The organism is Pseudomonas sp. TR47 (assembly GCF_044143025.1).
GTDB classification, from domain to species: domain Bacteria; phylum Pseudomonadota; class Gammaproteobacteria; order Pseudomonadales; family Pseudomonadaceae; genus Aquipseudomonas; species Aquipseudomonas putida_E.
Genome location: NZ_JBHFCS010000007.1, coordinates 227,794 through 251,187, shown reverse-complemented (window position 1 = coordinate 251,187; position 23,394 = coordinate 227,794). Strand labels below are relative to the sequence as shown.

General features: G+C 62.1%; 17 protein-coding genes. 9 read left to right on the top strand and 8 right to left on the bottom strand.

Annotated elements, in window-relative coordinates; all coding sequences use genetic code 11:
* Positions 1-83 precede the first annotated feature (83 nt).
* Genes recC through recD form a run of 3 tightly spaced genes read left to right on the top strand, consistent with a single transcriptional unit; the run spans position 84 to position 9,300 of the window.
* Entirely contained in the window at positions 84-3,560 is a 3,477-nt protein-coding gene (gene recC, locus ACEWE8_RS10790; RefSeq protein ID WP_046784691.1) for an exodeoxyribonuclease V subunit gamma, read from the top strand.
* A complete protein-coding gene (recB, locus tag ACEWE8_RS10785) occupies positions 3,557-7,228 on the top strand; it encodes an exodeoxyribonuclease V subunit beta (RefSeq protein WP_046784692.1) in 3,672 nt (1,223 codons plus the stop codon). The genes recC and recB overlap by 4 nt, the downstream gene beginning before the upstream one ends.
* Positions 7,225-9,300, top strand: a complete 2,076-nt coding sequence (gene recD / locus ACEWE8_RS10780) for an exodeoxyribonuclease V subunit alpha (RefSeq protein ID WP_046784693.1) — start codon at positions 7,225-7,227, stop codon at positions 9,298-9,300. Before recB ends, recD begins: the two co-directional genes overlap by 4 nt.
* A 221-nt stretch (positions 9,301-9,521) precedes the next feature.
* Here recD and ACEWE8_RS10775 read toward each other — a convergent pair whose 3' ends face one another.
* Positions 9,522-10,472, bottom strand: a complete 951-nt coding sequence (locus tag ACEWE8_RS10775) for a LysR family transcriptional regulator (protein WP_395589303.1) — start codon at positions 10,470-10,472, stop codon at positions 9,522-9,524.
* A 132-nt stretch (positions 10,473-10,604) separates the two neighbouring features.
* Between ACEWE8_RS10775 and ACEWE8_RS10770 the strand changes: the two genes are divergently transcribed.
* Positions 10,605-12,131 (top strand): CoA-acylating methylmalonate-semialdehyde dehydrogenase, encoded by a 1,527-nt coding sequence (locus ACEWE8_RS10770; RefSeq protein ID WP_046784695.1) that lies wholly within the window; start codon positions 10,605-10,607, stop codon positions 12,129-12,131.
* Between the two features lie 10 nt (positions 12,132-12,141).
* Positions 12,142-13,029 carry a 3-hydroxyisobutyrate dehydrogenase gene (gene mmsB / locus ACEWE8_RS10765; RefSeq protein ID WP_046784696.1) on the top strand — a complete coding sequence of 296 codons (888 nt, stop codon included), beginning with the start codon at positions 12,142-12,144 and terminating at the stop codon, positions 13,027-13,029.
* 150 nt (positions 13,030-13,179) lie between these two features.
* On the opposite strand, the gene ACEWE8_RS10760 is transcribed toward mmsB, so the two are convergent.
* The 5 genes from ACEWE8_RS10760 to ACEWE8_RS10740 form a co-directional block, all read right to left on the bottom strand.
* Positions 13,180-13,539, bottom strand: coding sequence for a hypothetical protein (locus ACEWE8_RS10760; protein ID WP_046784697.1), 360 nt, complete (start codon positions 13,537-13,539; stop codon positions 13,180-13,182).
* Positions 13,536-14,513 (bottom strand): hypothetical protein, encoded by a 978-nt coding sequence (locus ACEWE8_RS10755; RefSeq protein WP_046784698.1) that lies wholly within the window; start codon positions 14,511-14,513, stop codon positions 13,536-13,538. Before ACEWE8_RS10755 ends, ACEWE8_RS10760 begins: the two co-directional genes overlap by 4 nt.
* Before the next feature lie 10 nt (positions 14,514-14,523).
* Complete coding sequence (locus ACEWE8_RS10750) at positions 14,524-15,012, bottom strand: type VI secretion system tube protein Hcp (protein WP_046784699.1); 489 nt, start codon at positions 15,010-15,012, stop codon at positions 14,524-14,526.
* 239 nt (positions 15,013-15,251) lie between these two features.
* Positions 15,252-15,596, bottom strand: coding sequence for a cupin domain-containing protein (locus ACEWE8_RS10745; RefSeq protein WP_003258412.1), 345 nt, complete (start codon positions 15,594-15,596; stop codon positions 15,252-15,254).
* Between the two features lie 124 nt (positions 15,597-15,720).
* Positions 15,721-16,605, bottom strand: a complete 885-nt coding sequence (locus ACEWE8_RS10740; RefSeq protein ID WP_367903582.1) for a LysR family transcriptional regulator — start codon at positions 16,603-16,605, stop codon at positions 15,721-15,723.
* 78 nt (positions 16,606-16,683) lie between these two features.
* On the opposite strand from ACEWE8_RS10740, the gene ACEWE8_RS10735 reads away from it, so the two are divergent.
* Entirely contained in the window at positions 16,684-17,448 is a 765-nt protein-coding gene (locus ACEWE8_RS10735; RefSeq protein ID WP_046784701.1) for a sulfite exporter TauE/SafE family protein, read from the top strand.
* On the opposite strand, the gene ACEWE8_RS10730 is transcribed toward ACEWE8_RS10735, so the two are convergent.
* A complete protein-coding gene (locus ACEWE8_RS10730) occupies positions 17,438-17,752 on the bottom strand; it encodes a putative quinol monooxygenase (RefSeq protein WP_046784702.1) in 315 nt (104 codons plus the stop codon). The two genes, ACEWE8_RS10735 and ACEWE8_RS10730, sit on opposite strands and share 11 nt — an antisense overlap.
* 157 nt (positions 17,753-17,909) lie before the next feature.
* Between ACEWE8_RS10730 and ACEWE8_RS10725 the strand changes: the two genes are divergently transcribed.
* The 3 genes from ACEWE8_RS10725 to ggt all read left to right on the top strand — a co-directional run bounded on the left by ACEWE8_RS10725 (position 17,910) and on the right by ggt (position 21,271).
* Entirely contained in the window at positions 17,910-18,500 is a 591-nt protein-coding gene (locus ACEWE8_RS10725; protein ID WP_046784703.1) for an NAD(P)H-dependent oxidoreductase, read from the top strand.
* Between the two features lie 89 nt (positions 18,501-18,589).
* A complete protein-coding gene (locus ACEWE8_RS10720; RefSeq protein ID WP_046784704.1) occupies positions 18,590-19,486 on the top strand; it encodes a LysR family transcriptional regulator in 897 nt (298 codons plus the stop codon).
* 117 nt (positions 19,487-19,603) lie between these two features.
* On the top strand, positions 19,604-21,271 hold the full coding sequence (gene ggt, locus ACEWE8_RS10715) for a gamma-glutamyltransferase (RefSeq protein ID WP_046784705.1): 1,668 nt from the start codon (positions 19,604-19,606) through the stop codon (positions 21,269-21,271).
* A gap of 130 nt (positions 21,272-21,401) precedes the next feature.
* Here ggt and ACEWE8_RS10710 read toward each other — a convergent pair whose 3' ends face one another.
* Positions 21,402-23,321, bottom strand: coding sequence for a methyl-accepting chemotaxis protein (locus ACEWE8_RS10710; RefSeq protein ID WP_046784706.1), 1,920 nt, complete (start codon positions 23,319-23,321; stop codon positions 21,402-21,404).
* Between the last annotated feature and the right edge of the window lie 73 nt (positions 23,322-23,394).

The following is a 23,394-nucleotide window of genomic DNA, read 5'->3' as shown; positions in this document are numbered from 1 at the left end:
TCTGGCTGTTACTGATCCCGGACTCGGCGGCTAGCCGTGATATCGTTCCCCATCAGCCCGAACTGCCTTCCAGAGAACCATCAATGGCCAACCCGACTTCACTCCATCCCGGCTTCATGATCGTGCACGGCAATCGCCTGGACGACTTGCGCAGCCTGGTGGTGAGCTGGATGCGGCGCTATCCGCTGGCCCCCCTGGAAAACGAAATCGCCCTGGTACAAAGCAATGGCATCGCCCAGTGGCTCAAGCTGGCCTTGGCCGAGGACCCGCTCGAAGATGACCAGGGTGGTTGTGGGATCGCTGCTGCCATCGAAGTGCAGTTGCCGGGCAGCTTCATGTGGCAGCTGTACAGAAAAGTCCTCGGGCGTGACGAGATTCCAGAGGTTTCCTTGCTCGACAAGGCCCCGCTGACCTGGCGACTCATGCGTTTGCTGCCAGCGCTGATCGAGCGCACGCATTTCGAACCGTTGCGACGCTTCCTCACCGACGACGGTGATCTACGCAAACGCTATCAGCTGGCAGAGCGCCTGGCTGACCTGTTCGACCAGTATCAGGTCTATCGTGCCGACTGGCTCAAGGACTGGGCTGCCGGCCAGCACGTCCTCAATACGGCCCGTGGCGAACGCAAACCCCTGGCACCTGGCAACCGCTGGCAGGCCGAGCTGTGGCGGGCCTTGCTCGAGGATGTAGGTGAACAAGGCATGGCCCAGAGCCGTGCAGGGGTGCACCAGCGATTCATCGAGCGGATCAACAGCCTTGAGCAACCCCCTGCGGGTCTGCCTTCACGGGTAATCGTATTCGGTATCTCATCGCTGCCTGCCCAAGCGTTGGAGGCACTGGCAGGTCTTGCGCGGTTCAGCCAGGTATTACTGTGTGTGCACAACCCTTGTCGCCATCACTGGGCGGACATCGTCGCCGACAAGGACCTGCTGCGCCACCAGTACAAGCGCCAGCAGCGCAAGCAGGGCATGCCCGTGCAGTTGGATGACGAGTCCTTGCACCAGCACGCCCACCCCTTGCTGGCCGCCTGGGGCAAACAGGGCCGCGACTACATCAACCTGCTCGACAGTTATGATGACCCAGGCAGCTACCAGGGCGCATTCAGCGATGGACGCATCGACCTGTTCAGCGAAAGCGAGCCGGCAACACTGCTCAAGCAGCTGCAGGACGATATCCTCGAACTGCGCCCGCTTGCCGAAACCCGTGAGCTGTGGCCTGAGGTCGATCTGGCGCAAGACCGCTCCGTGCGCTTCCACATCGCCCACAGCCCACAACGCGAAGTAGAGATCCTGCACGACCAATTGTTGGCCCGCTTCAGTGCCGACCCCACCCTGCGCCCACGTGACGTCATCGTGATGCTCCCGGCAATCGACAACTATGCACCGCATATCCGTGCCGTTTTCGGCCAGCTACAGCGCAACGACCCGCGTTACATACCCTTCACCCTGACCGATCAGGGCCAGCGCGGGCGTGATCCATTGTTGATTGCCCTGGAGCATCTGCTCAAGCTGCCAGACAGCCGTTTCGCCGTTAGCGAAGTACTCGATCTGCTGGACGTACCGGCTGTACGAGCGCGTTTCGGGATCCGCGAAAGCGACCTGCCCACGCTGCACCGCTGGATCGAGGGCGCCGGTGTCCGTTGGGGGCTCAATGCCGAGCAGCGAGCGTCCCTGGGCCTGCCCGAAGGGCTGGAGCAGAACAGCTGGCGGTTCGGCCTGCGGCGTATGCTGTTGGGTTATGCCGTCGGTATGGGGGAGGGCTGTGACGGTATCGAACCTTACGACGAAATCGGCGGCTTGGATGCTGCGCTGATCGGCCCGTTGGTGGCCTTGCTCGACGCCCTCGATGTGGCCAACCATGCCCTCTCTCAGCCAGCCACTGCGGCCCAGTGGGGCGAGCGACTGAACGCGCTGTTGCAAGTGTTCTTCCTGGCAGAAGGCGAGCACGACGAATTCCTGCTCATGCAACTGCAGGAGCTGCGCGATAGCTGGCTACAGGTGTGCGAGACCGTAGGCTTGCAGGACTTGTTGCCCCTCACGGTCATACGCGAGGCGTGGTTGTCGGGCCTGGATCAGGGCAAGCTGTCCCAGCGTTTTCTTGCAGGTTCGGTAAACTTCTGCACCCTCATGCCGATGCGTGCCATCCCGTTTAGAGTGGTCTGCCTGCTTGGCATGAACGATGGCGATTACCCGCGCGCCCAGCAGCCGCTGGACTTCGACCTGATGGCCAGTGACTACCGCCCCGGCGACCGCTCGCGCCGCGAGGATGACCGTTACCTGCTGCTCGAAGCGTTGTTGTCCGCGCGCGATCAGCTGTACATCAGCTGGGTCGGCCGGAGCATCCGCGATAATAGCGAGCGCCCGGCATCCGTGCTCATAGGCCAACTGCGCGATCACCTGGCGGCAGGTTGGCGGCTGGCCGGTGGCAGCGACAGCCAGCAAGCGGGCGAGCAGTTGTTGCATGCGTTGACTCAAGAGCACCCGCTGCAGCCCTTCAGCCCGCGTTATTTCCAGAAAGGCAGCGCGTTGTTCAGTTATGCCCATGAATGGCAGCTGCTGCACCAAGTCTGCGATGAGGCTAAACAGGCGGATGTTGGCCTGCCGGCTTACAGCAGCGATGAAGCCCTGACCCTTACGCAACTGCAGGACTTTCTGCGTCATCCGGTGCGTCACTTCTTCAGCCAGCGCCTGAAAGTGTTCTTCGAGGCGCTGGAGGCGCCGACGCCGGATGAGGAGCCGTTTGTCCTCGATGCCTTGCAGCGCTATAGCGCCAGTGAAAGCCTGCTCGGCGCGGCGCTGGCCGAGCCGGAAAACGCCGAGCAGGCGCTGCAAGCCCAGGCGCGCCGGCTGCAGGCGTGCGGCATGCTGCCGTTGGCCGGGTTCGGCGAGCTTCTGCAGGCAGAGCTGATCCAGCCGCTGCCCGATCTGCTGCAAAGCCATCGCCAATTGTTGCAGCGCTGGCCCAACGTGGTCGAGGGCGCACTGCCGATCCATTTCGAGCATGGCAGCCATCGCCTGGAGGGTTGGCTTGGCCGGGTGTATCAGGCCGATGACCAAAGCCTGTTGAGCATCACCACGGTGCCCAACACCATCAGCGCCGGGCGTAACAGCCTCAAGTGGCACCGGCTGATCGCCAGTTGGGTCATGCACCTGGCGGCGTGCGCCGAAGGCTATCCGCTGCATAGCGCCCTGTTGGCCAGCGACATCACCCTGCTGCTCGCGCCACTGCCACAACACGAAGCTGCCGAGCAGCTCGGCCATCTGCTGGTGTCACGCCAGGCCGCAATGAATGCGCCGCTGCCGGTCGCCGCCAAGACAGCGTTCGCCTGGCTGGCCCAGGACGATCCTGACAAAGCCCTCGCCGCAGCTGCCCGTGCTTACGAAGGTGATGGCCGCACCAGTTTCGGTGAGCGCAGCGAAAGCCTGGCCCTGGCCCGACAGTTCCGTGACTTCGCCGCACTCAGTGCCGACGAAACTTTTGAAGGCTGGTGCGAAACCCTGTACCGCCCGTTATTCAGCGCAGCCTGGCAGACGCTGGGCAACCCGGAGAGTGGCGCATGACCCAGGTCCGCCCCCTGGCACTGAGTTTCCCCCTGCATGGCAGCCAACTGATCGAAGCCAGTGCCGGTACCGGCAAGACGTTCACGATTTCGGCGCTTTATCTGCGGCTGATCCTCGGCCATGGCGGCGAGTGCGCTTTTGGCCGCGAGTTGCTGCCACCGCAGATCCTCGTGGTGACCTTCACCGATGCCGCCACCAAGGAACTGCGCGAGCGCATTCGCGCGCGCCTGGCCGAAGCTGCACGCTTCTTTCGCGGCGAGTCACAGGAAGCCGACCCGCTGCTGCACCAGCTACGTGACGATTACCTACACGAGCACTGGCCGCGCTGCGCCAACCGCCTGGAGATCGCCGTACAGTGGATGGACGAAGCGGCAGTCTCGACCATTCATGGCTGGTGCCAGCGCATGCTTCGCGAGCATGCCTTCGACAGCGGCAGCCTGTTCACCCAGAGCCTGGAAACCGACCATAGCGAACTGCTTGGCCAGGTCATGCGCGACTACTGGCGGCGGTTCTGCTACGGCATGCACGGCGAGGCCCTGGGCTGGGTGCGTAGCCATTGGGGCAGCCCCGATGCATTGTTGCCCAGGATCCGCCCCCTGTTTGGTCGCGTGCGTGCGCAGCAGGATGAGCAAGAACCGCAAGCGCTGATTGATGCAGCGCTGCTGCAGCGCGCCGATCAGTTGCACCAGCTTAAAGCCCCATGGGCGCAATGGGTCGAGCAGTTGCAACAGATCTGCCGGGACGCCGTCGCCGCCAAGCAGGCCGATGGCCGCAAGCTGCAGGCGCGCTTCTTCGAACCCTGGTTCGACAAGTTACGCGCCTGGGCTGCTGATGAGCAGATAGTGGAACTTGACCTTGGGACTGGCTTTACGCGCCTGACTCCAGCAGGCATGGCCGAAGCCTGGAAGGTCGGTGAGCCTCCAGATCACCCAGCGCTGCACGCCATGCAAGACCTGCCACAACAGCTGCAGGCTCTGGCAAGCCCCGATGCACGCCTGCTCGAACACGCCGCTGCCTGGGTTTCGGCGCGCTTCGAGGTGGAAAAGCGCCGCCGTGCCGAAATGGGCTTCGATGACATGCTGCTGCGCCTGCAACATGCGTTGGCCAGTGAAGCCGGCGAGAGATTGGCAGGCCTGATTCGCGAACAGTTCCCGGTAGCCCTGATCGACGAATTCCAGGATACCGACCCGGTTCAATACGGCATCTTCGAGCGCATCTACCGCATCAGCGAAAATCGTGAGGAAACCGGCCTGTTCATGATCGGCGACCCCAAGCAGGCCATCTATGCGTTCCGTGGCGCCGACATTTACACCTACCTGTCCGCGCGGCGCGCCACCGCCGGCCGGCTGCACAGCCTGGACACCAACTACCGCTCCAGCGAGGCCATGGTGGCCGCTGTCAACCGGGTGTTTCTGCAGGCTGAAGCCCGTGAGCAAGGGCGGGGCGCCTTCCTGTTCCGAGAAGACGATGACAACCCGTTGCCGTTCATCGAGGTGCGCGCCAAGGGGCGCAGCGAACGCCTGCTGATCGACGGCCAAGCCATCGCGGCCCTGCAGTGCTGGCAACTGGAAAGCGACGACCCCGTCTCCAGCACACTGTACCGGCAGCAACTGGCGGCCAGTTGCGCCAGCCACATCGTCGCCCTGCTCAACGGTGCCCAGCGCGGCCAGAGCGGTTTCAGCAAGGCTGACGGTGAGCTGCGCCCGTGCCTGCCCTCTGACATCGCCATCCTTGTACGCGACGGCCATGAAGCGCAGCTGGTGCGAGCCGAGCTTGCCGCCCGTGACGTTCGCAGCGTGTACCTGTCCGACAAGGACTCGGTCTTCGCCGCCCAGGAGGCGCATGACTTGCTGGCCTGGCTCAAGGCCTGCGCCGAGCCGGACTCCGAGCGCCTGCTCAAGGCCGCCTTGGCCAGCCTGACCCTGGAGCTGTCGCTGGCCGAACTGGACCAGCTGAACCAGGACGAGCGGGTCTGGGAAGACTGGGTAATGCGTTTTCGCCGCTACCGCGACACTTGGCAGCGCCAGGGCGTACTGCCGATGTTGCGGCACCTGCTGCACGACTTCCAGTTGCCGCGTACGCTCATTGCCCGCAGCGATGGCGAGCGGGTGTTGACCAACCTGCTGCACCTGGCCGAGCTGCTGCAGCAAGCGGCGGGCGAACTGGACGGCGAACAAGCGCTGATCCGCCATCTGGCCGAGCACCTGGCCAATGCCGGGCAGGCCGGTGAGGACCAGATCCTTCGCCTGGAGAGTGATGAACAACTGGTCAAGGTCGTGACCATCCACAAGTCCAAGGGCCTGGAATACCCCTTGGTCTACCTGCCGTTCATCTGCACCAGCAAACCGGTCGACGGTAGCCGCCTGCCGCTGGCCTGGCACGACAGCCAGGGCAATGCGCAGATGACCCTGACCCCCGACCCGGCACAGATTGCCCTGGCCGATGATGAACGCCTCGCTGAAGACCTGCGCCTGCTCTACGTGGCCCTCACACGTGCCCAGCACGCATGCTGGCTGGGCGTCGCCGACCTCAAGCGCGGTAACCAGAAAAGCTCGCAGCTGCACCGTTCCGCGCTCGGCTATCTGCTTGGTGGCGGAGTGCCACTGCAGGGCTCGGAACAACTGGCGGGCTGGCTGCAGAGCTTGCAGGCAGGCTGCCCGTACATTGCCTGCGCCGGCCTGCCGGAGGCTGACGAAGTGCGCTACCGATCGCCCCATGCCGAACGCGAGCTGCTGCCTGCACGCAAGCCTCGTCGCGCAGCGGCGGAGCATTGGTGGATCGCGTCGTACAGCGCCTTGCGGGTGGGTGAACAGACACTGGGGGGCGACAGTTCCCAGGCCCAGCAGTTGCTCGACGATGAGGGGATCGATGCTCAACTGCCCCGTGAGGTGCCCGCCGACAGTGGCGACATTCACCGCTTCCCGCGCGGGCCGAACCCCGGCACCTTCCTCCATGGTTTGCTTGAGTGGGCCGGGCGCGAAGGCTTCGCCGAGGTCGCTGCCAACCCCAAACTGATCGAGCGCACCGTCGGCCAGCGCTGCAACCGGCGCGACTGGACCGGCTGGATCCCGACACTCAGCCAATGGTTGCAGCAACTGCTGAACGAGCCACTGCCGGCCCGTGACATGAGCCTGACGTTGGCGCAGTTGCAGCACTATCAGATAGAAATGGAATTCTGGTTCGCCAGCCATCAGGTCGATGCAGAGCAACTGGACCGGTTGGTCGCCCGCCACACCCATCCAGGCGCAGCGCGCCCCGCTGCTCAGCCGACACTGCTCAACGGCATGTTCAAAGGCTTTATCGACCTGGCGTTCGAGCTCGATGGCCGCTACTACGTGGCCGATTACAAGTCCAACTGGCTTGGCCCGGATATCCAGGCCTATGACACGCTGGCCATGGAAAAGGCGATCCTGGAGCATCGCTACGACTTGCAATACGTGCTTTATCTGCTGGCCCTGCATCGCCAGCTGCGTGCACGGCTGCCCGATTACGATTACGACCGGCATGTGGGCGGTGCGCTGTTCATCTTCTTGCGCGGGGCCAGCAGCAGCGGCCACGGCGTGTACTTCGTCAAGCCGCCACGTGAGTTGATCGAGGCGCTCGATGCGCTGTTCCGTGGCGTTCACGCGCCTCAACAACAGGACCTGTTCGCCGGAGCTGCGCCATGAGCCGCACCCTTGATGACCTCTTGCCTACCCCATTGAACGCAGAGCACCTGCTGACGCTGGCGCCACAACGTAACAGCGCAGACCTGCTGCAACTGCTCGACCGCTGGGTTGAGCGCGGCTGGTTGCGGGCTTTGGACCGGGCATTCGTGTCCTTCCTGGAAGAGCGCGCACCCGGCAGCGATCCGCTGTTGCTGCTGGCCGCTGCGTTGGCCAGCCATCAACTGGGCCACGGGCATGTCTGCCTGGACCTGCAGCAAACCCTTGCCGAGCCGGATTTCGCCCTGTCGCTGCCGCCGGAGGGCGATGCTTTGGCAGGCCCGCTGCTGCTACCGTCGCAATTGCTCGCCAACCTCGACCTGAACACCTGGCGCGAGCGCATTGCCGCCAGCCCCCTGGTTGCAACTGGCAATACCCCTGGTCATAACGCCCGGCCATTGGTGATCAGCGGCGAGCGCCTCTACCTGCGCCGCTACTGGAGTTATGAGCGGCAGATAGACGAAACCCTGCGCCAGCGCCTGAGCCAGGACGAGGCCACGCCCGCCGACCTGCCTGCACGCCTGGCGCAGTTGTTCGACGAAGGCGCTCTGGCAGGCCAGGTCGATTGGCAGAAACTGGCCTGTGCCCTGGCCACCCGCGCCGGCTTCAGCATCATCACCGGGGGGCCGGGCACCGGCAAGACCACCACGGTAGTGCGCCTGCTGGCCTTGCTGCAGGCACCTGCGGTCGAGCAGGGCAGGCCTCTGCGCATTCGCCTCGCAGCGCCCACCGGCAAGGCTGCAGCACGCCTAACCGAATCCATAGGTCAACAGGTCGAGCGCTTGCAGGTGAGTGCCGATGTCCGCGGGCAGATTCCTACCGATGTCAGCACCGTGCACCGGCTGCTCGGCAGCCGTCCGGGGTCGCGGCACTTCCGCCACCATGCAGGCAACCCGCTGCCGCTGGATGTGCTGGTGGTGGATGAAGCGTCGATGATCGACCTCGAAATGATGGCCAACCTGCTCAATGCCTTGCCCCCCAAAGCCCGGTTGATCCTGTTGGGGGACAAGGACCAGCTGGCCTCGGTCGAGGCGGGCGCGGTGCTCGGCGACCTGTGCCGGGATGCCGAAGAGGGCTGCTACTCACCCGCTACCCAGGCATGGCTGGAGCAGATTGGCGGTCAGTCGCTGGCCGACAGTGGCCTGAAGGCCGGCGACGCGCAGCGCAACCCATTGGCCCAGCAGGTGGTGATGCTGCGTTTTTCCCGCCGCTTTGGCGAAGGCAGCGGCATCGGCCAGCTGGCGCGCCTGGTCAACCGCCAGCAAGCCCAGGCGGCCCGCGACCTGTTGACCATGCCCCCGGCCGATGTATTCGGCCTGGCCCTGCGCGGCGAGCACGACCGCGCCTTTGATCGGCTGATACTGGACGGTCTGAACCGCGGCGCTGAGGGGCCACAAGGCTATCGTAGCTATCTGCGTACCATTGGCCGCTATCGCCCAGTGCCTGGCAGTGCTTTCGACGACCCGCACTGGGAGCAGTGGGCTGGCAAGGTGCTGCGCAGCTTTGAGGACTTCCAGTTGTTGTGCGCGGTGCGCAAGGGCGCCTGGGGGGTTGAAGGCCTTAACGAGCGAGTAGCGCGGGTGCTGCACAGCGCCGGGCTGATCGACAGCCAGCAGCCTTGGTACGAAGGGCGCCCGGTACTGGTGACGCGCAACGACTACGGCCTGGGCCTGATGAACGGTGACATCGGCATCGCCCTGCGCTTGCCGGACGAGCAGGGCGAGCCTTTGCTGCGCGTGGCCTTCCCACGCAACGACGGCAGTGGCGGGGTGCGTTTCGTGCTGCCCAGCCGGCTCAACGAGGTGGAAACGGTGTTCGCCATGACCGTTCACAAGTCCCAGGGCTCTGAGTTCAGCCACACCGCGCTGGTACTGCCCGATGCGCTCAACCCCGTGCTGACCAAGGAGCTGGTATACACCGGTATAACCCGGGCCAAGCATTGCTTCAGCCTGGTCGAGCCACGCCAGGGCATCTTCGAAGAAGCGGTGGCACGCAAGGTACGGCGTATCTCCGGGCTGATGCTCGAACAGGTGTGATGCACTGCTGTAGGAACTGCCGTGTGCCGCGAAAGGGCGCTCTCACCGCAATGATGGCGTTGCGCTATCGTTGAGCCGCGGCCAACGAGGCCTTTGAGCTGATAGCCAGAACCTCAGAGCAGCGGGCGCAAAGTGTGGCCAAGGTGTGCTTCCACAACTACCTCGAAGGCAGTGGAAAACGTGGGGCCGGCTTGCCGGCGATGGGCTGCACAGCAGCCCCATCACTCCTGAGCGAAACGCATCTCACGCGTTTGCCCCATCAACAAAGGCGCATTCGCCTCCGTCACCCCACGAATGTAATCCCACAGCAAGGTAATGCGCTTCAACTTGCGCAGATCCTCCCGGCAATACATCCAGAATTGCCGCGTCACCTCGATCTGCTCAGGCAGCACCGTGACCAATCGCGCATCCTGCGCCGCCAGGAAACACGGCAAGATCGCCAACCCTCGCCCCTGCAACGCCGCCGTGTACTGTGCAATCACGCTGGTACTGCGAAGGTGCGCGCTGGCGTTGGGAATCAGGTTGGCCAGGTACAGCAGCTCTGAGCTGAACGCCAGGTCATCCACATAGCTGATGAACGGATGGCCAACCAGGTCGCTGACCTGGTTGATCGGCGCATGGTTGTCCAGGTAATCCTGGGTCGCATACAGCCGCAGGCGATAGTCGCACAGCTTGCAGCACACATACGGCCCATGCTCGGGCCGCTCCAGGGCGATGACGATGTCCGCCTCGCGTTTGGAGAGGCTTATGAAGTGCGGCAGCGGCAGGATATCCACCGATATCGCCGGGTAGGCATCGACGAAATGGCTCAGCTGCGGGGTAACGAAAAAGCTGCCGAAGCCTTCGGTACAGCCCATGCGCACATGGCCCGACAACGCCACACCTGAACCGGACACCTGCTCGCACGCCATGTGCAGCGCGCTTTCGATCGACTCCGCGTAGCCCAGCAAGCGTTGCCCCTCGGCGGTCAGGACAAAGCCGTTGGTCCGCGACTTTTCGAACAGCAACGTGCCCAGCGCCCCCTCCAGCGAGCTGATGCGCCGCGACACCGTGGTGTAGTCCACGCTCAGGCGTTTGGCGGCGCTGCTGGCCTTGCGGGTGCGGGCCACTTCGAGGAAAAACTTCAGGTCGTCCCAGTTGAGCGCGCTCAGGGAGGTGAGATCTTTTTGCATGTTGATCCGGTTTTTTTGTGCGTTCTTGTTGGATGTTTGCACATCTATACTCGAAAAAAGCCCCATGACGCCACCTCGCGTTTGCACGGCGCTGGCGATCTCGTCCTGACAATAATTCCAAGGAGAACGCAGATGAACGCACCCCAATCCCCCGACCAGACAAAGGTCGAGCAGGTTAAGCTGCTGATCGACGGCCAGTGGGTCGGGTCGAAAACCACCGAATGGCGCGACATCGTCAATCCGGCTACCCAGCAGGTGCTGGCGCGAGTGCCGTTCGCCACCGTCGAAGAAGTGGATGCCGCCGTGGCCGCTGCCGAGCGCGCCTTCAAGACCTGGCGCGACACCCCGATCGGCGCACGCATGCGCATCATGCTCAAGCTGCAGGCGTTGATCCGCGAACACAGCAAGCGCATCGCCCAGACCCTGAGCGCCGAGCAGGGCAAGACCATTGCCGATGCCGAAGGTGACATTTTCCGCGGCCTGGAAGTGGTCGAGCACGCCGCGTCCATCGGCACCTTGCAGATGGGCGAGTTCGCCGAAAACGTCGCCGGCGGTGTCGACACCTACACTCTGCGCCAACCCATCGGCGTGTGCGCCGGCATCACTCCGTTCAACTTCCCGGCGATGATCCCTCTGTGGATGTTCCCGATGGCCATCGTCTGCGGTAACACCTTCGTGCTCAAGCCGTCCGAGCAGGACCCGCTGTCGACCATGATGCTGGTGGAGCTGGCGCTGGAAGCCGGCGTGCCGGCCGGCGTGCTGAACGTGGTGCACGGCGGCAAGCAGGTAGTGGATGCGATCTGCACCCACAAGGACATCAAGGCGATTTCCTTCGTCGGTTCCACCGAAGTCGGTACACATGTGTATAACCTGGGCAGCCAGCACGGCAAGCGCGTGCAGTCGATGATGGGCGCGAAGAACCACGCCGTGGTCCTGCCCGATGCCAACCGCACCCAAACCATCAACGCCCTGGTCGGTGCCGCCTTCGGCGCCGCGGGTCAGCGCTGCATGGCCACCTCGGTGGCGGTGCTGGTGGGCAAAGCGCGTGAATGGCTGCCGGACATCAAGGAAGCGGCCAGCAAGCTCAAAGTCAACGCCGGTAGTGAGCCGGGCACCGATGTCGGCCCGGTGGTCTCCAAGCGCGCCAAGGAGCGCGTGCTGGGCCTGATCGAAAGCGGTATCAAGGAGGGCGCCAAGCTCGAACTCGACGGCCGCGACGTGAAAGTGCCGGGCTACGAGCAAGGCAACTTTGTCGGCCCGACGCTGTTCTCCGGGGTGAAGACCGACATGCAGGTTTACACCCAGGAAATTTTCGGCCCGGTACTGGTGACCCTGGAAGTCGACACCCTCGACGAGGCCATCGCCCTGGTCAATGCCAACCCGTTCGGCAACGGCACCGGCCTGTTCACCCAGAGCGGCGCGGCGGCGCGCAAGTTCCAGAGCGAAATAGACATCGGTCAGGTCGGCATCAATATCCCGATCCCGGTACCGGTGCCGTTCTTCAGCTTCACCGGTTCGCGTGGCTCCAAGCTCGGTGACCTTGGCCCGTACGGCAAGCAGGTGGTGCAGTTCTACACTCAGACCAAGACCGTTACCGCCCGCTGGTTCGATGACGACAGCGTCAATGACGGTGTGAACACCACCATCAGCCTGCGCTAAGGAGATCGCCATGCGTATCGCATTCATCGGCCTGGGCAACATGGGCGCCCCCATGGCCCGCAACCTGATCAAGGCCGGGCACCAGCTGAACCTGTTCGACCTGAACAAGACCGTACTGGCCGAACTCGCCGAACTGGGCGGGCAGGTCAGCGCCTCGCCCAAGGAAGCGGCAGCCAACAGCGAACTGGTGATCACCATGCTGCCGGCCGCAGCCCATGTGCGCAGTGTCTACCTGAACGACGACGGCGTGCTGGCGGGCGTGCGCCCGGGCACACCGACCGTGGACTGCAGCACCATCGATCCGCAGACTGCGCGCGAGGTGTCCAAGGCCGCTGCGGCCAAAGGCGTGGACATGGGCGATGCGCCGGTTTCTGGCGGCACCGGCGGCGCGGCGGCCGGCACACTGACCTTCATGGTCGGCGCCAGCACTGAACTGTTCGCCACGCTCAAGCCGGTGCTGGAGCAGATGGGCCGCAACATCGTGCACTGTGGTGAGGTCGGCACCGGGCAGATCGCCAAGATCTGCAACAACCTGCTGCTGGGCATCTCGATGATCGGCGTGTCCGAGGCCATGGCGCTAGGCAATGCGCTGGGCATCGATACCAAGGTGCTGGCGGGCATCATCAACAGCTCGACAGGGCGTTGCTGGAGTTCCGACACCTACAACCCGTGGCCGGGCATCATCGAAACCGCCCCGGCATCACGCGGCTATACCGGCGGGTTTGGCGCCGAGTTGATGCTCAAGGACCTGGGGCTGGCTACCGAGGCTGCGCGCCAGGCGCATCAGCCAGTGATTCTCGGTGCTGTGGCCCAGCAGCTCTATCAGGCAATGAGCCTGCGGGGTGAGGGTGGCAAAGATTTCTCGGCGATTGTCGAGGGGTACCGCAAGAAGAATTAACGAGCGAGGTGGACTTCATCGCGGGCCGGGCGGCCTTCCCTTTGTAACTGCGCACCAGAGGGAAGGGCGCCTGCTCCGCGATTTTTTTAAGCTGCTGCGATATTTGAATTTTACACATGCTGCAATGAACTGGTGGGGCGTGAGGTCAAATTATAAATAGTGAGATGTTGCAAGGGCGGTAAAGAGAGTTATGTGTAATGTCCAAAGAGTTACGAGTAATATTTTGGTTCGCTTTGGGAATTTTTCGATTTCCTTTTGTTCAACTAGATTTCTCTTTGTAAATATTGACGGAAGCGCAAGTACTGTTGAGATGGCGCCGGTGCGCATGAGTTTTCCTATTAATCCGGCGCGCTTGTAAGTTTCTTTGTTTTGTTTGATGTAATGGCTATTGGGGAACAAAGACTCAAAGTGCTCAGTGCGTCGTGAGGCAATGAAGCACTGGACTGTCAGTGTGATGATGATCAGGTTGATAATGATGGCGGCGATAATGCCATGGTCGAAATTTTTCACTTTGAAAACTTCCGATATAGGAGTTCGCCGTAGAGTTCACCCCTCTCCTCTCCAATCTCACCTCCAATCTTAGCCCCAGCGCCCCCGATCACTACAGCACATAGCAGTCCTCCTGTGCCCGCTGTTGAAAACCCGATCGCGGCGCATAAAGCAGGCGCTAAAATTGTTCCAGCCACATAGCCCCCGGCGGCGCCTCCTGCGAGCCCCCCGATTAGTGAACCTCCTTCAACATACTTCGCTCTTTTACAATCATCTTCACGCCCAAGTGTACACGCCTTGTGAATCTCCAGTCCTGTTCCTGCGACTTCTAGAGCTACACCAATGTAGGCACCTTTTTTTATTAGGTTGGATGCTTTGGCTACACCTGCGACCTTATTGGCATAACCTGCAATCTCACCTGTATGTAAGTAACTCTTTGTGGATATTCCCAGCGTCCTTTTGATCGAGCTTTTGTTCCTTAGGCCTGAACCGTAAGCAGCCAGCTTGTTCAACTGCTCATCCAACTTCATGAACAAGGCTGAACGCTTCGCATAGAACTGATCGCGAGCCGCCATGGCCCCTGACCCGAGATGCTGCTGATGCAGCTTCTCGATATCCATCAAGGTAGCCTCGATAGCTTTGAGGTGCTTGCTCCACCCTTCACTGACCACGCCAGCGCCCATGGATGCATGCGCAATCAGGCTTTTCAGGGTTTCGAAGTTGTCCAAGAAAAAATTATCCACACCCTGGCCGTTGCGCATCAGCCCCATGTGCACAACTGCGGCCTGCCTCATCAACCAGGCTTCCTGGCTGGTACAGGAGGCGGTCGTGGGGTCGCCGATGATCACCAGTTCACCGCTACGGACCACTGTATCGGCAATATGTGCGTTGAGTACATCGAACTTTGCCAGCGAATGACCGGTTAATCCAAGGTCCGTTTTTAGCCGGTGATAGTTTTGCAACTTAAAATTGAGAAACGCACGGGCTTCTGACATGGTGCTGCCCTCACGCGTACTTTTTGTTACCGATACGGTCCCAACCTCCAGCGACATTGCCGCCGCCGGCGCCATCAAGGCGCCGCTGCTGAGTGTAGGTGGTCTTGATGCGGCCGTAGTTGAGCTGCACCACTTCCAGCGGTACGCCCGTGTCAACGCACTGCGAATATTCGGCGATAATAACTTCTTCAAGAATTATTTCGTAATATTTCAGTTTATCGCCTCCGGCGCGACAGAGCGCCAGTTTCACTTCCTTTAAGTGTTGCCCGGTACAACTGGCCTCCATCAGTTTGCAACTGGCACTGTCGAGATATTTCCTGAAAGTGAAGTTGGTCACGGTGGTGCGCCCAGATGTAGCGCCCCCAGCGGAGCTCGCAGTGGCGGATATGCTTTGGCTGACGCCAAAATCGTAACCAATTACTTCAATCCATTTTTTGTATTTCTCGTCCAGTGCTTCACCTGGAATGGTGTCGATCTGAATGTATGCATCAAAAGCCATGCTTACCTCTCCCTGGCAATTATTTTTACTGGGTAATGCTGCCCGGTGATATGGGCACATGAGTGCAGCCTAGGCCTGCAAAAAAACGAGCGCAATACGTTATGGGAGGCAGCGATGCGATTCAGAAAAGGACTACAAAGCTCGAAGGTAGGCTGAGAATTTATGTCAGAGGATTTAACTGTGGCCCTGTGGGAGATTACGAGTTGCCCACAGGGCCGGGGCCGGGCTGGAGTTACAAATCAGGCGAAAACGAAATACTTGCGTACCGTCTCAACCACTTCCCAAGTCCCTTTCATCCCCGGTTCGATCACGAACACATCACCCGCCTTCAGGTGCTTGGGCTCTTCACCTTCCGGGGTGATGATGCAATAGCCATCGAGGAAGTGGCAGAACTCCCACTTCTCGTAGTTGACCTCGAACTTGCCCGGTGTGCAGATCCAGGTGCCCATGATCTTGCTGCCGTCGGCCGACAGGTAGGCATTGAGGTTGACGGTGTGTGGATCGCCGCCGATGCGCTTCCACTTGGTGGCGTCCACGACCGGCGTCGGGCAGGTTTCGCGCAGGACGGTAATGAAATCGGACATGGCACAACTCCTGGTGACTGGCTGAATGACTCGACACCATAGGGCCATTGGCCGAGCCGCAGTTGCCTGGGCTCGACGTTCAGGTGCCTGACTGCGCTATGCGCACGCGCGTGGGGATGAGCGTTCAGGCCTTTGCCAGCCGCTCGACCAACCCGGCCGCATAGCCCGGCAACCCCGCAAAATCCCGTGCGCACAGCAGCAAGCGGCGATTCGCCCAATCCTCGCGCAGCGCCATCCAGTGCAGCGGCAACAGGCCTTCCCAGCGCTTCACTGCCGCCAGCGGCACCACGCCAACCCCGGCGCCACCCGCAACCATGCGGATCACCCCGTCAAAGCCTTCGGCGCGCACCCGTACGCGCATGCGCCTACCTTCGCGCAGGGCCTGTTCCTCCAGATACAACGCCAGGGCGCTGTTCGCACCGAGCCCGACATGCCCGTGGGCAAGGCTGTCGATGAAGCTTGGGGCAGGCTCCGAGCTGAGGGGGTGAGCTAGCGGTGTGATCAGCGCTAGCGGGTCGTCTCGAAACGGTCGGGTTTGCAGGTGCGTGCTGGGCGCAGCGGTGGAGATGATGCCCAGGCCGGCCATGCCTTGGGTGATCGACTGCACGACCCTCAGGCTCGGCATTTCCTGCACGTCGACGCTCACGCCAGGGTTGTCGGCCAGATACCCGGCCAGCAGCTCCGGCAGGTATTCGGTCAGCGCCGCCGTGTTGCACAGCAGGCGTACCTGACCCTGCTGCCCCTGAGCGTACTGGCCCAGGTCGAACTGCAGGCGTTCGACCTGCTGGCCGATCAACCGCGCATGCTGAAGCAGCGCCTGGCCAGCCGGGGTCGGTTGCACACCGCGGCGGTTGCGTTCCAGCAACGCAGTACCGAGTGAGGCTTCCATGGCGCGGATTCGCGCACTGGCAGCAGGCAGCGACAGGTGGCTGCTGCGGGCCCCGGCGGTGATGTTGCCGCACTCCAGGGTGTGCCGGAACAGCGTGAGATCAATCAGGTCGAAATGCATCAGCCTCTGTCCTGGCGAGAGTCAGGGTGAGTATATGGCAGATTTTCAGCCACTGCGGTGCACGCCATGATGGTGGTCATGAATAACCTGATCGCTTTCTATCAACATATCGGGCCGGCCTTGTCCCTGCTGGTAATCGTGACTTTCGTGCTGGCTGGCGCGGTAAAAGGCGTGATCGGCCTGGGCCTGCCGACCATTGCGATGGGGCTTTTGGGCCTGGCTATGCCTCCGGCGCAGGCTGCCGCCTTGCTGATCGTGCCATCGACCATCACCAATCTCTGGCAACTGGCGGCGGGCGGCCATCTGTCGGCGTTGCTGCGGCGTCTTGGGCCGATGCTCGCCATGATCTTCATCGGCACGCTGGTCGGCAGTGCCTGGCTGGGGATCAACAGTGGCCCATGGGCGGCGCACGCGTTGGGCGCGGCGCTGCTGGTGTATGCGGTGTATGGCTTGATCGGGCCTGGCCTGCGGCTGGCGCCGGGCAGGGAAGGGTGGCTGGGACCAGTGTGCGGGGTGGTGACCGGCATCGTGACTGCCGCCACGGGTGTGTTCGTGATGCCCGCAGTGCCCTACTTGCAGAGCCTTGGCCTGAGCCGCGACGAAATGATCCAGGCATTGGGCCTGTCGTTCACCGTCTCGACCGTGGCGCTGGCCTTGGGGCTGGCCGGGCAAGACGCCCTGGGCAGCCAGGCACTGGGCGCTTCATTGCTGATGCTGGCGCCCGCGCTGCTGGGCATGCTGGCTGGCCAGTGGTTGCGGCAGCGCATCAGCGCCGAGCTGTTCAAACGGTGCTTCTTCATCGGCCTGGCCGCGCTGGGCGGCCATCTGCTGATCAACGGCTAGCGGAGGACGCACTGAGCATTTCGATCAGCTGGATATCGAAGTCGCGCTCCAGGTAGTCCATACGTTTTTCGAAGAACTCGACCATATGCGGCAGGGCCGAATGCACGTCCAGCGCTGCTTTGTTGGCCCACACCTCAAAGAATACGAACAGGCTCGGGTCTTCCTTGTCGCGCAGCATGTGGTATTCGATGCAGCCAGGCTCATTGCGGCTCGGTTCAACATAAGCACGGAACAGGGTATCGAAGGCGTCGGCCATTTCCGGACGGGTCTTTGCCTTGAGAATGAAGGCGTATTGCTCGCTCATTGATCACAACTCGTTGGTGGAGGGTGAAGCGATTCTAAGGCAATAATAAGCTTCGTATTCGTGACTTATGGTCAATTGTATTTTGCCCCGCTCACCCTGTATCCCGTGACCCTGAATCGCTAATCTGCCGGCCATTGATTCTTGACTTGAGGTCAGCATGAAAAAGATTCTCCTGCTCAATGGCGGTAAACAATTCGCCCATTCCGAAGGTCGCCTTAACCAGACTTTGCACGACGCCGCCCTTGCTCATCTCGACCGAGCCGGTTTCGACGTGCAGCAAACCTTCATCGACGCGGGCTACGACGTGCAGGCAGAGGTGGCGAAGTTCCTCTGGGCCGATGTGGTGATCTACCAGATGCCGGGCTGGTGGATGGGCGCACCCTGGACCGTGAAGAAATACATCGACGAAGTCTTCACAGCAGGCCACGGCAGCCTCTACGCCAACGACGGCCGGACTCGCTCGGATGCTTCGCAGAAGTACGGCAGCGGCGGTCTGGTGCAGGGCAAGCAGTACATGCTGTCGCTGACCTGGAACGCACCGCAGCAGGCCTTCGACGACCCGAGCGATTTCTTTGAGGGCAAAGGGGTGGATGCAGTGTATTTCCCGTTCCACAAGGCCAATGAGTTTCTTGGCATGACCGGCCTGCCGACCTATCTGGCAGTCGATGTGATGAAGCGCCCGGATGTGCCGGCTGCATTGGCAGCTTATGAGGCGCATCTGAATAAAGTGTTCGGCATGGCTCAGTAAGTGCCTTTCAATAGGGCCGCTTCGCGCCCCCTTGCATAGAGGCTGATCAGCCGCTATCAATCACGGCATATCATTGTCAGGCCAATCCTGTGAAAACCCGATCCGAAGAACTCCAGGTATTCGTCGCCGTTATCGACTGCGGTTCGATTTCCGCTGCCGCCGAGCAACTGGGGCAGACCCCTTCGGCGGTCAGCCGCACATTGTCGCGCCTGGAGGCAAAGCTGGGCACTACGCTGGTCAATCGCACCACCCGGCGCATGGACCTGACCGAAGAAGGGCGCTTCTTCCTGGAACGCTCACGGTTGGTGCTCGAGCAGATGAATGACATGGAAGAGCGCCTGTCGATGAACCGCCAGACGCCTTCCGGGCGCCTGCGCATCAACGCCGCAGCGCCGTTCATGCTGCACGCGATCTTGCCGTGGATCGGTGATTTTCGCAGCCAGTACCCCGACATCGAGTTGGAACTGAACACCGATGACCTGATCATCGACCTGCTCGAGCAGAGCACCGACGTGGCGATCCGCATCGGTGAGCTGGCCGACTCCAGCCTGCACGCCCGTTCGCTGGGCTGCAGCCCGGTGCAGGTACTGGCAAGTCCGGCGTACCTTGAGCGGCACGGTACACCGCAGCATGTAGAAGACCTGAACCATCACTGCCTGCTCGGTTTCAGCCAGCCCGAGTCACTCAACCAGTGGCCGCTGCGCCATGCCCAAGGGGACCGCTGGGCGATCCGCCCGGCGCTGATCGCCTCCAGCGGCGAGACCCTGCGCCAGTTGGCGCTGGCCGGGGAGGGTATCGTCAGCCTGTCGCACTTCATGACCCACGAGGACATCCGCGCCGGCCGCCTGCAGGTCATTCTGAGCGAGGCCAACAACGGCTACCGCCAGCCGATCCACGCTGTTTACTACCGCAACACGCAACTGGCCCTGCGCATCCAGTGCTTCCTCGACTTCATCCAGCGCAAACTGGCGATGTACGCCTGCTGAGTTGCCTGAACGCGACAAATCCTGTCCAAGGGCGGCGAAACTTCCTACATGTGATTGCACAGTCGAGACGCTTCGGCCTTACTGAGTGATCAACAAAAACAACACCAAGGAAGTGTCATGCGTATTGTCCTGTTCCAGTCCATGGCCCTCGGCGCCGCGATCTTGAGCTGTTCATCGGCCTATGCGGTAACCCTGGAGGGTGGCGCGGTGGCCGCGCCCGATCAATATGGCGCACAGGTAGCCGCCGACATCCTGAAAAAAGGTGGCAACGCGGTGGATGCAGCAGTGGCCACCGCCTTCACTCTGGCGGTGACCTACCCTGAGGCCGGCAACATCGGTGGCGGCGGGTTCATGACCCTGTTCGTCGACGGCAAGCCATATTTCCTCGACTACCGGGAAGTGGCGCCCAAGGCCGCGACCCGCAACATGTACCTGGACGAAAAAGGCGAGGTGATCGAGAACCTCAGCCTGGTCGGCGTGCGCGCAGCCGGCGTGCCCGGCACGGTGATGGGCCTGTGGGAAGCGCACGAGAAATTCGGCAAGCTGCCCTGGAGCGAGCTGCTGACCCCCGCGATCGGCTATGCGAAAAACGGCTTCAAGGTTGCCGAAAAGCAGTACCAGTATCGCAATGACGCGCAGGGCCTGTTCAAGACCGCGACCAACTTCAACGACTATTTCGGCACCATGAAGGTGGGCGAGTTGTTCAAGCAGCCAGAGATGGCCCAGACCCTCGAACGTATTGCCGACAAGGGCGTGAGCGAGTTCTACCAGGGCAAGACCGCCGACCTGCTGGTGGCGCAGATGCAGGCTGACAAAGGCCTGATCACCAAAGAAGACCTCAAGGACTACAAGGCCGTCTGGCGTGAGCCCATGGCCCTGAGCTGGCGCGGCAACGTGGTCTACACCGCGCCACCGCCAAGCTCGGGCGGCGTTGCGCTGGCCCAGTTGCTGGGCATCAAGGAAGACCGTGCGGCCGACTTCAAAGGCGTGGCGCACAATTCTGCGCAATACATTCACCTGCTGGCCGAGATCGAGAAACGCGTGTTCGCCGACCGCGCCGACTACCTGGGCGACCCGGCCTTCACCAAGGTGCCGGTCGACCAGCTGATCGCCAAGGATTACCTGGCCAAGCGCGCCGCGCAGGTCAACCCGAAGGCCATTTCCGCGACCGACGATGTCAAACCGGGCCTGGAGCCGCACCAGACCACGCACTTCTCGATCGTCGACAAACAGGGTAACGCGGTCAGCAATACCTACACCCTCAACCTCGACTACGGCAGTGGTGTGGTGGTCAAGGGCGCGGGCTTTTTGCTCAACGACGAAATGGACGACTTCAGTGCCAAGCCGGGCGCAGCCAATGCCTTTGGTGTAGTGGGCGGTGATGCCAACGCTATCGAGCCGGGCAAGCGCATGCTGTCGTCCATGAGCCCGAGCCTGATGACCCGCGATGGCAAGGTTGCACTGGTGATCGGTACGCCCGGCGGCTCGCGGATCTTCACTTCGATCTTCCAGGTGATGAACAACCTGTACGACTACGGCATGCCCCTGGACAAGGCCGTGGCGGCGCAGCGTGTGCACCACCAGTTGTTGCCCAAGGACACCATCTACTTCGACAGCTACGCACCGCTGAGCGGGCCGGTAGCCGACGACCTGAAGAAGATGGGTTACGTGCTGGAGGATCAGGGCTGGGAGATGGGGGATATCCAGGCGATCCGGGTGAACGGGGCGAAGCTTGAGACGGCTTCGGATCCGCGTGGGCGCGGGGTGGGGATGGTCGTTAAATAATCGGTTGTCAGTTCTGGTGTCATGGCCGGCAAGCCGGCTCCTACTGGTATCGCGCAGCCTCGAGCCTTGCGTATCCCTGATGGAGCCGGCTTGCCGACAATGGGCCGCAAAGCGGCCCTAAAGTACGAGGTCAGACGCGGAACTGGCTGACCAGCGTCTGCAGGTGCCCACCCAGGCGCGCCAGCTCGACACTGGACGCCGCGGTCTCATCACTGGCCGCTGCGGTCTGCTCCGACACATCGCGCACATTCAGGATGCTGCGGCTGATCTCCTCAGCCACCGCGCTCTGCTGCTCGGCTGCCGCGGCAATCTGCTGGTTCATCGACTGGATGCTCGACACCGTGCTGGTGATGTTTTCCAGCGAAGTGCCGGCTTTGCGCGCCAGTTCGACACTGCTGTCGGTCAGGGTGCGGCTGCCTTGCATGGCGTTGGCCACTTGCTGGGTGCCATGTTGCAGGCCAGCCACCAATTCTTCGATCTCTTCGGTGGATTTCTGCGTACGCTGGGCCAAACCACGTACCTCGTCGGCGACCACGGCAAAGCCACGGCCAGCCTCACCGGCACGGGCGGCTTCGATGGCAGCGTTGAGCGCCAGCAGGTTGGTCTGTTCGGCTACCGACTTGATCACATCCATGACACTGCCGATTTTCTGGCTTTCCTGCTGCAGCAGGTTCATGGCTTCGGTGGAGCGGTGCACTTCCTCGGCCAGGCGTTCGATCTGGCTGATCGCTTCACCGACCACGCGATCACCTGCGCGTGCTTCGTCATCGGCGCCGGTCGCTGCGTGCGAAGCCTGCTCGGCATTGCGCGCCACTTCCTGAACGGTCGCGGCCATTTCGTGCATGGCGGTAGCGACCTGGTCGGTTTCGACCTTCTGGCTGTTTGCGCCAGCGCTGGTCTGCTCGGTGACCGCCGACAGTTCCTCAGCGGCGCTGGCGATCTGCGTGACACCGTCGCGGATGCCGGTGATGAGCTCGCGCAGGGTGGTGCCCATGCGGGCGATGCCCTGCTGCAGCACGCCGATTTCGTCGCGACGGGTAACCCGCAGGTCGTGGGTGAGGTCGCCACCAGCGATGCGCTCCACCGCTTGCAGCGTGTCATGCAGCGGGCGGGTGATCTGGCGGGTGATCAGCACCGCCGCCAGTACACCGACCAGCAGGGCCAGCAACGTGGCGATGGTCTGCAGGCTGCGCGCCTGGGCGCTCTCGGCGTCGCGGCGGTCGATCTGGATCTTGTACAGCGCGTCGCTGCGCTTGACGATATCGCCGCCCTGCACGGTCATCTCTGCACGGGCGGTGGTGATGTCGGCGACTGCATCGCGGAACTGGCGCACGGCCTCGCGGTAGGCCTGTATCGATTGCTCCAACTGCTGCACGCGCGTGGCTTCGGCAGGCAGCTGACGCTTCAGGTTGTCGATCTCGGCAAGTGCCGACTCCAGCTGGCGCAGGGCGGCCTGTTCGTTGGCCGCAGAGTTGTCGGCAATGTAACCGCGCACATCCACTCGCACTTGCAGCAGTTGCTGGCGCGCCTTGCTGATCAGTTGGTATTGCGACAAGCGCACGCTATCGGCTTCGGGGCGGCCCATGACGTCCTCGCCGAGCAGATCCATGGCCGCGTCGGCCTTGGCAGCCGATACATTCATCGCGTCACGTGCAGCCAGCGAGCCTTTGTAGCCGGCACGCATCTTGTTCAGCGAAACCTCGTACTCGCTGATGGTCTGGCCCAGTTCTTTGAGCAGCTTGACGTTTTCCGGGCTCTTGAAAGTACTGACCAGGTATTGTTGCTGCTTGCTGAAGGCATCCAGCTTGGCCTGGGTGTTGGCTGCGGCAGCATCGTCGCCATTGGCGATCATGTACTGCAGGCGCGCCACGCGCAGGTCGGTCAGGTCTTTGTTGAGCTTGCCGATATCGCCCATCCAGTTGCTGCGGTCGATGAGGCTGCCCAGGCTGTTCCAGCCGGTCAGGGCCAGCAGGCCGGTGAGGACCAGCACCAGGCCGAAGCCCAGGCCGAGTTTGAGGTTGACGCTGATGTTGGCAAACCAGCTGTTCATGCACGCTCTCCAGAAATGATTTCGCTCACTTGATCAATGTTCGATCGCGAGGCGTTGTTGTTCTGGATGCCCG

Excerpts from the sequence above, each read along its gene's own strand:
- ACEWE8_RS10755 (WP_046784698.1), bottom strand. The coding sequence starts at position 14,513 with ATGTCAGAAGCCCGTGCGTTTCTCAATTTTAAGTTGCAAAACTATCAC.
- ACEWE8_RS10710 (WP_046784706.1), bottom strand. The coding sequence starts at position 23,321 with ATGAACAGCTGGTTTGCCAACATCAGCGTCAACCTCAAACTCGGCCTG.
- recD (WP_046784693.1), top strand. The coding sequence starts at position 7,225 with ATGAGCCGCACCCTTGATGACCTCTTGCCTACCCCATTGAACGCAGAG.
- recB (WP_046784692.1), top strand. The coding sequence starts at position 3,557 with ATGACCCAGGTCCGCCCCCTGGCACTGAGTTTCCCCCTGCATGGCAGC.
- ACEWE8_RS10730 (WP_046784702.1), bottom strand. The coding sequence starts at position 17,752 with ATGAGCGAGCAATACGCCTTCATTCTCAAGGCAAAGACCCGTCCGGAA.
- ACEWE8_RS10740 (WP_367903582.1), bottom strand. The coding sequence starts at position 16,605 with ATGCATTTCGACCTGATTGATCTCACGCTGTTCCGGCACACCCTGGAG.
- ACEWE8_RS10775 (WP_395589303.1), bottom strand. The coding sequence starts at position 10,472 with ATGCAAAAAGATCTCACCTCCCTGAGCGCGCTCAACTGGGACGACCTG.
- ACEWE8_RS10770 (WP_046784695.1), top strand. The coding sequence starts at position 10,605 with ATGAACGCACCCCAATCCCCCGACCAGACAAAGGTCGAGCAGGTTAAG.
- recC (WP_046784691.1), top strand. The coding sequence starts at position 84 with ATGGCCAACCCGACTTCACTCCATCCCGGCTTCATGATCGTGCACGGC.
- ACEWE8_RS10735 (WP_046784701.1), top strand. The coding sequence starts at position 16,684 with ATGAATAACCTGATCGCTTTCTATCAACATATCGGGCCGGCCTTGTCC.
- mmsB (WP_046784696.1), top strand. The coding sequence starts at position 12,142 with ATGCGTATCGCATTCATCGGCCTGGGCAACATGGGCGCCCCCATGGCC.
- ACEWE8_RS10725 (WP_046784703.1), top strand. The coding sequence starts at position 17,910 with ATGAAAAAGATTCTCCTGCTCAATGGCGGTAAACAATTCGCCCATTCC.
- ACEWE8_RS10745 (WP_003258412.1), bottom strand. The coding sequence starts at position 15,596 with ATGTCCGATTTCATTACCGTCCTGCGCGAAACCTGCCCGACGCCGGTC.
- ggt (WP_046784705.1), top strand. The coding sequence starts at position 19,604 with ATGCGTATTGTCCTGTTCCAGTCCATGGCCCTCGGCGCCGCGATCTTG.
- ACEWE8_RS10750 (WP_046784699.1), bottom strand. The coding sequence starts at position 15,012 with ATGGCTTTTGATGCATACATTCAGATCGACACCATTCCAGGTGAAGCA.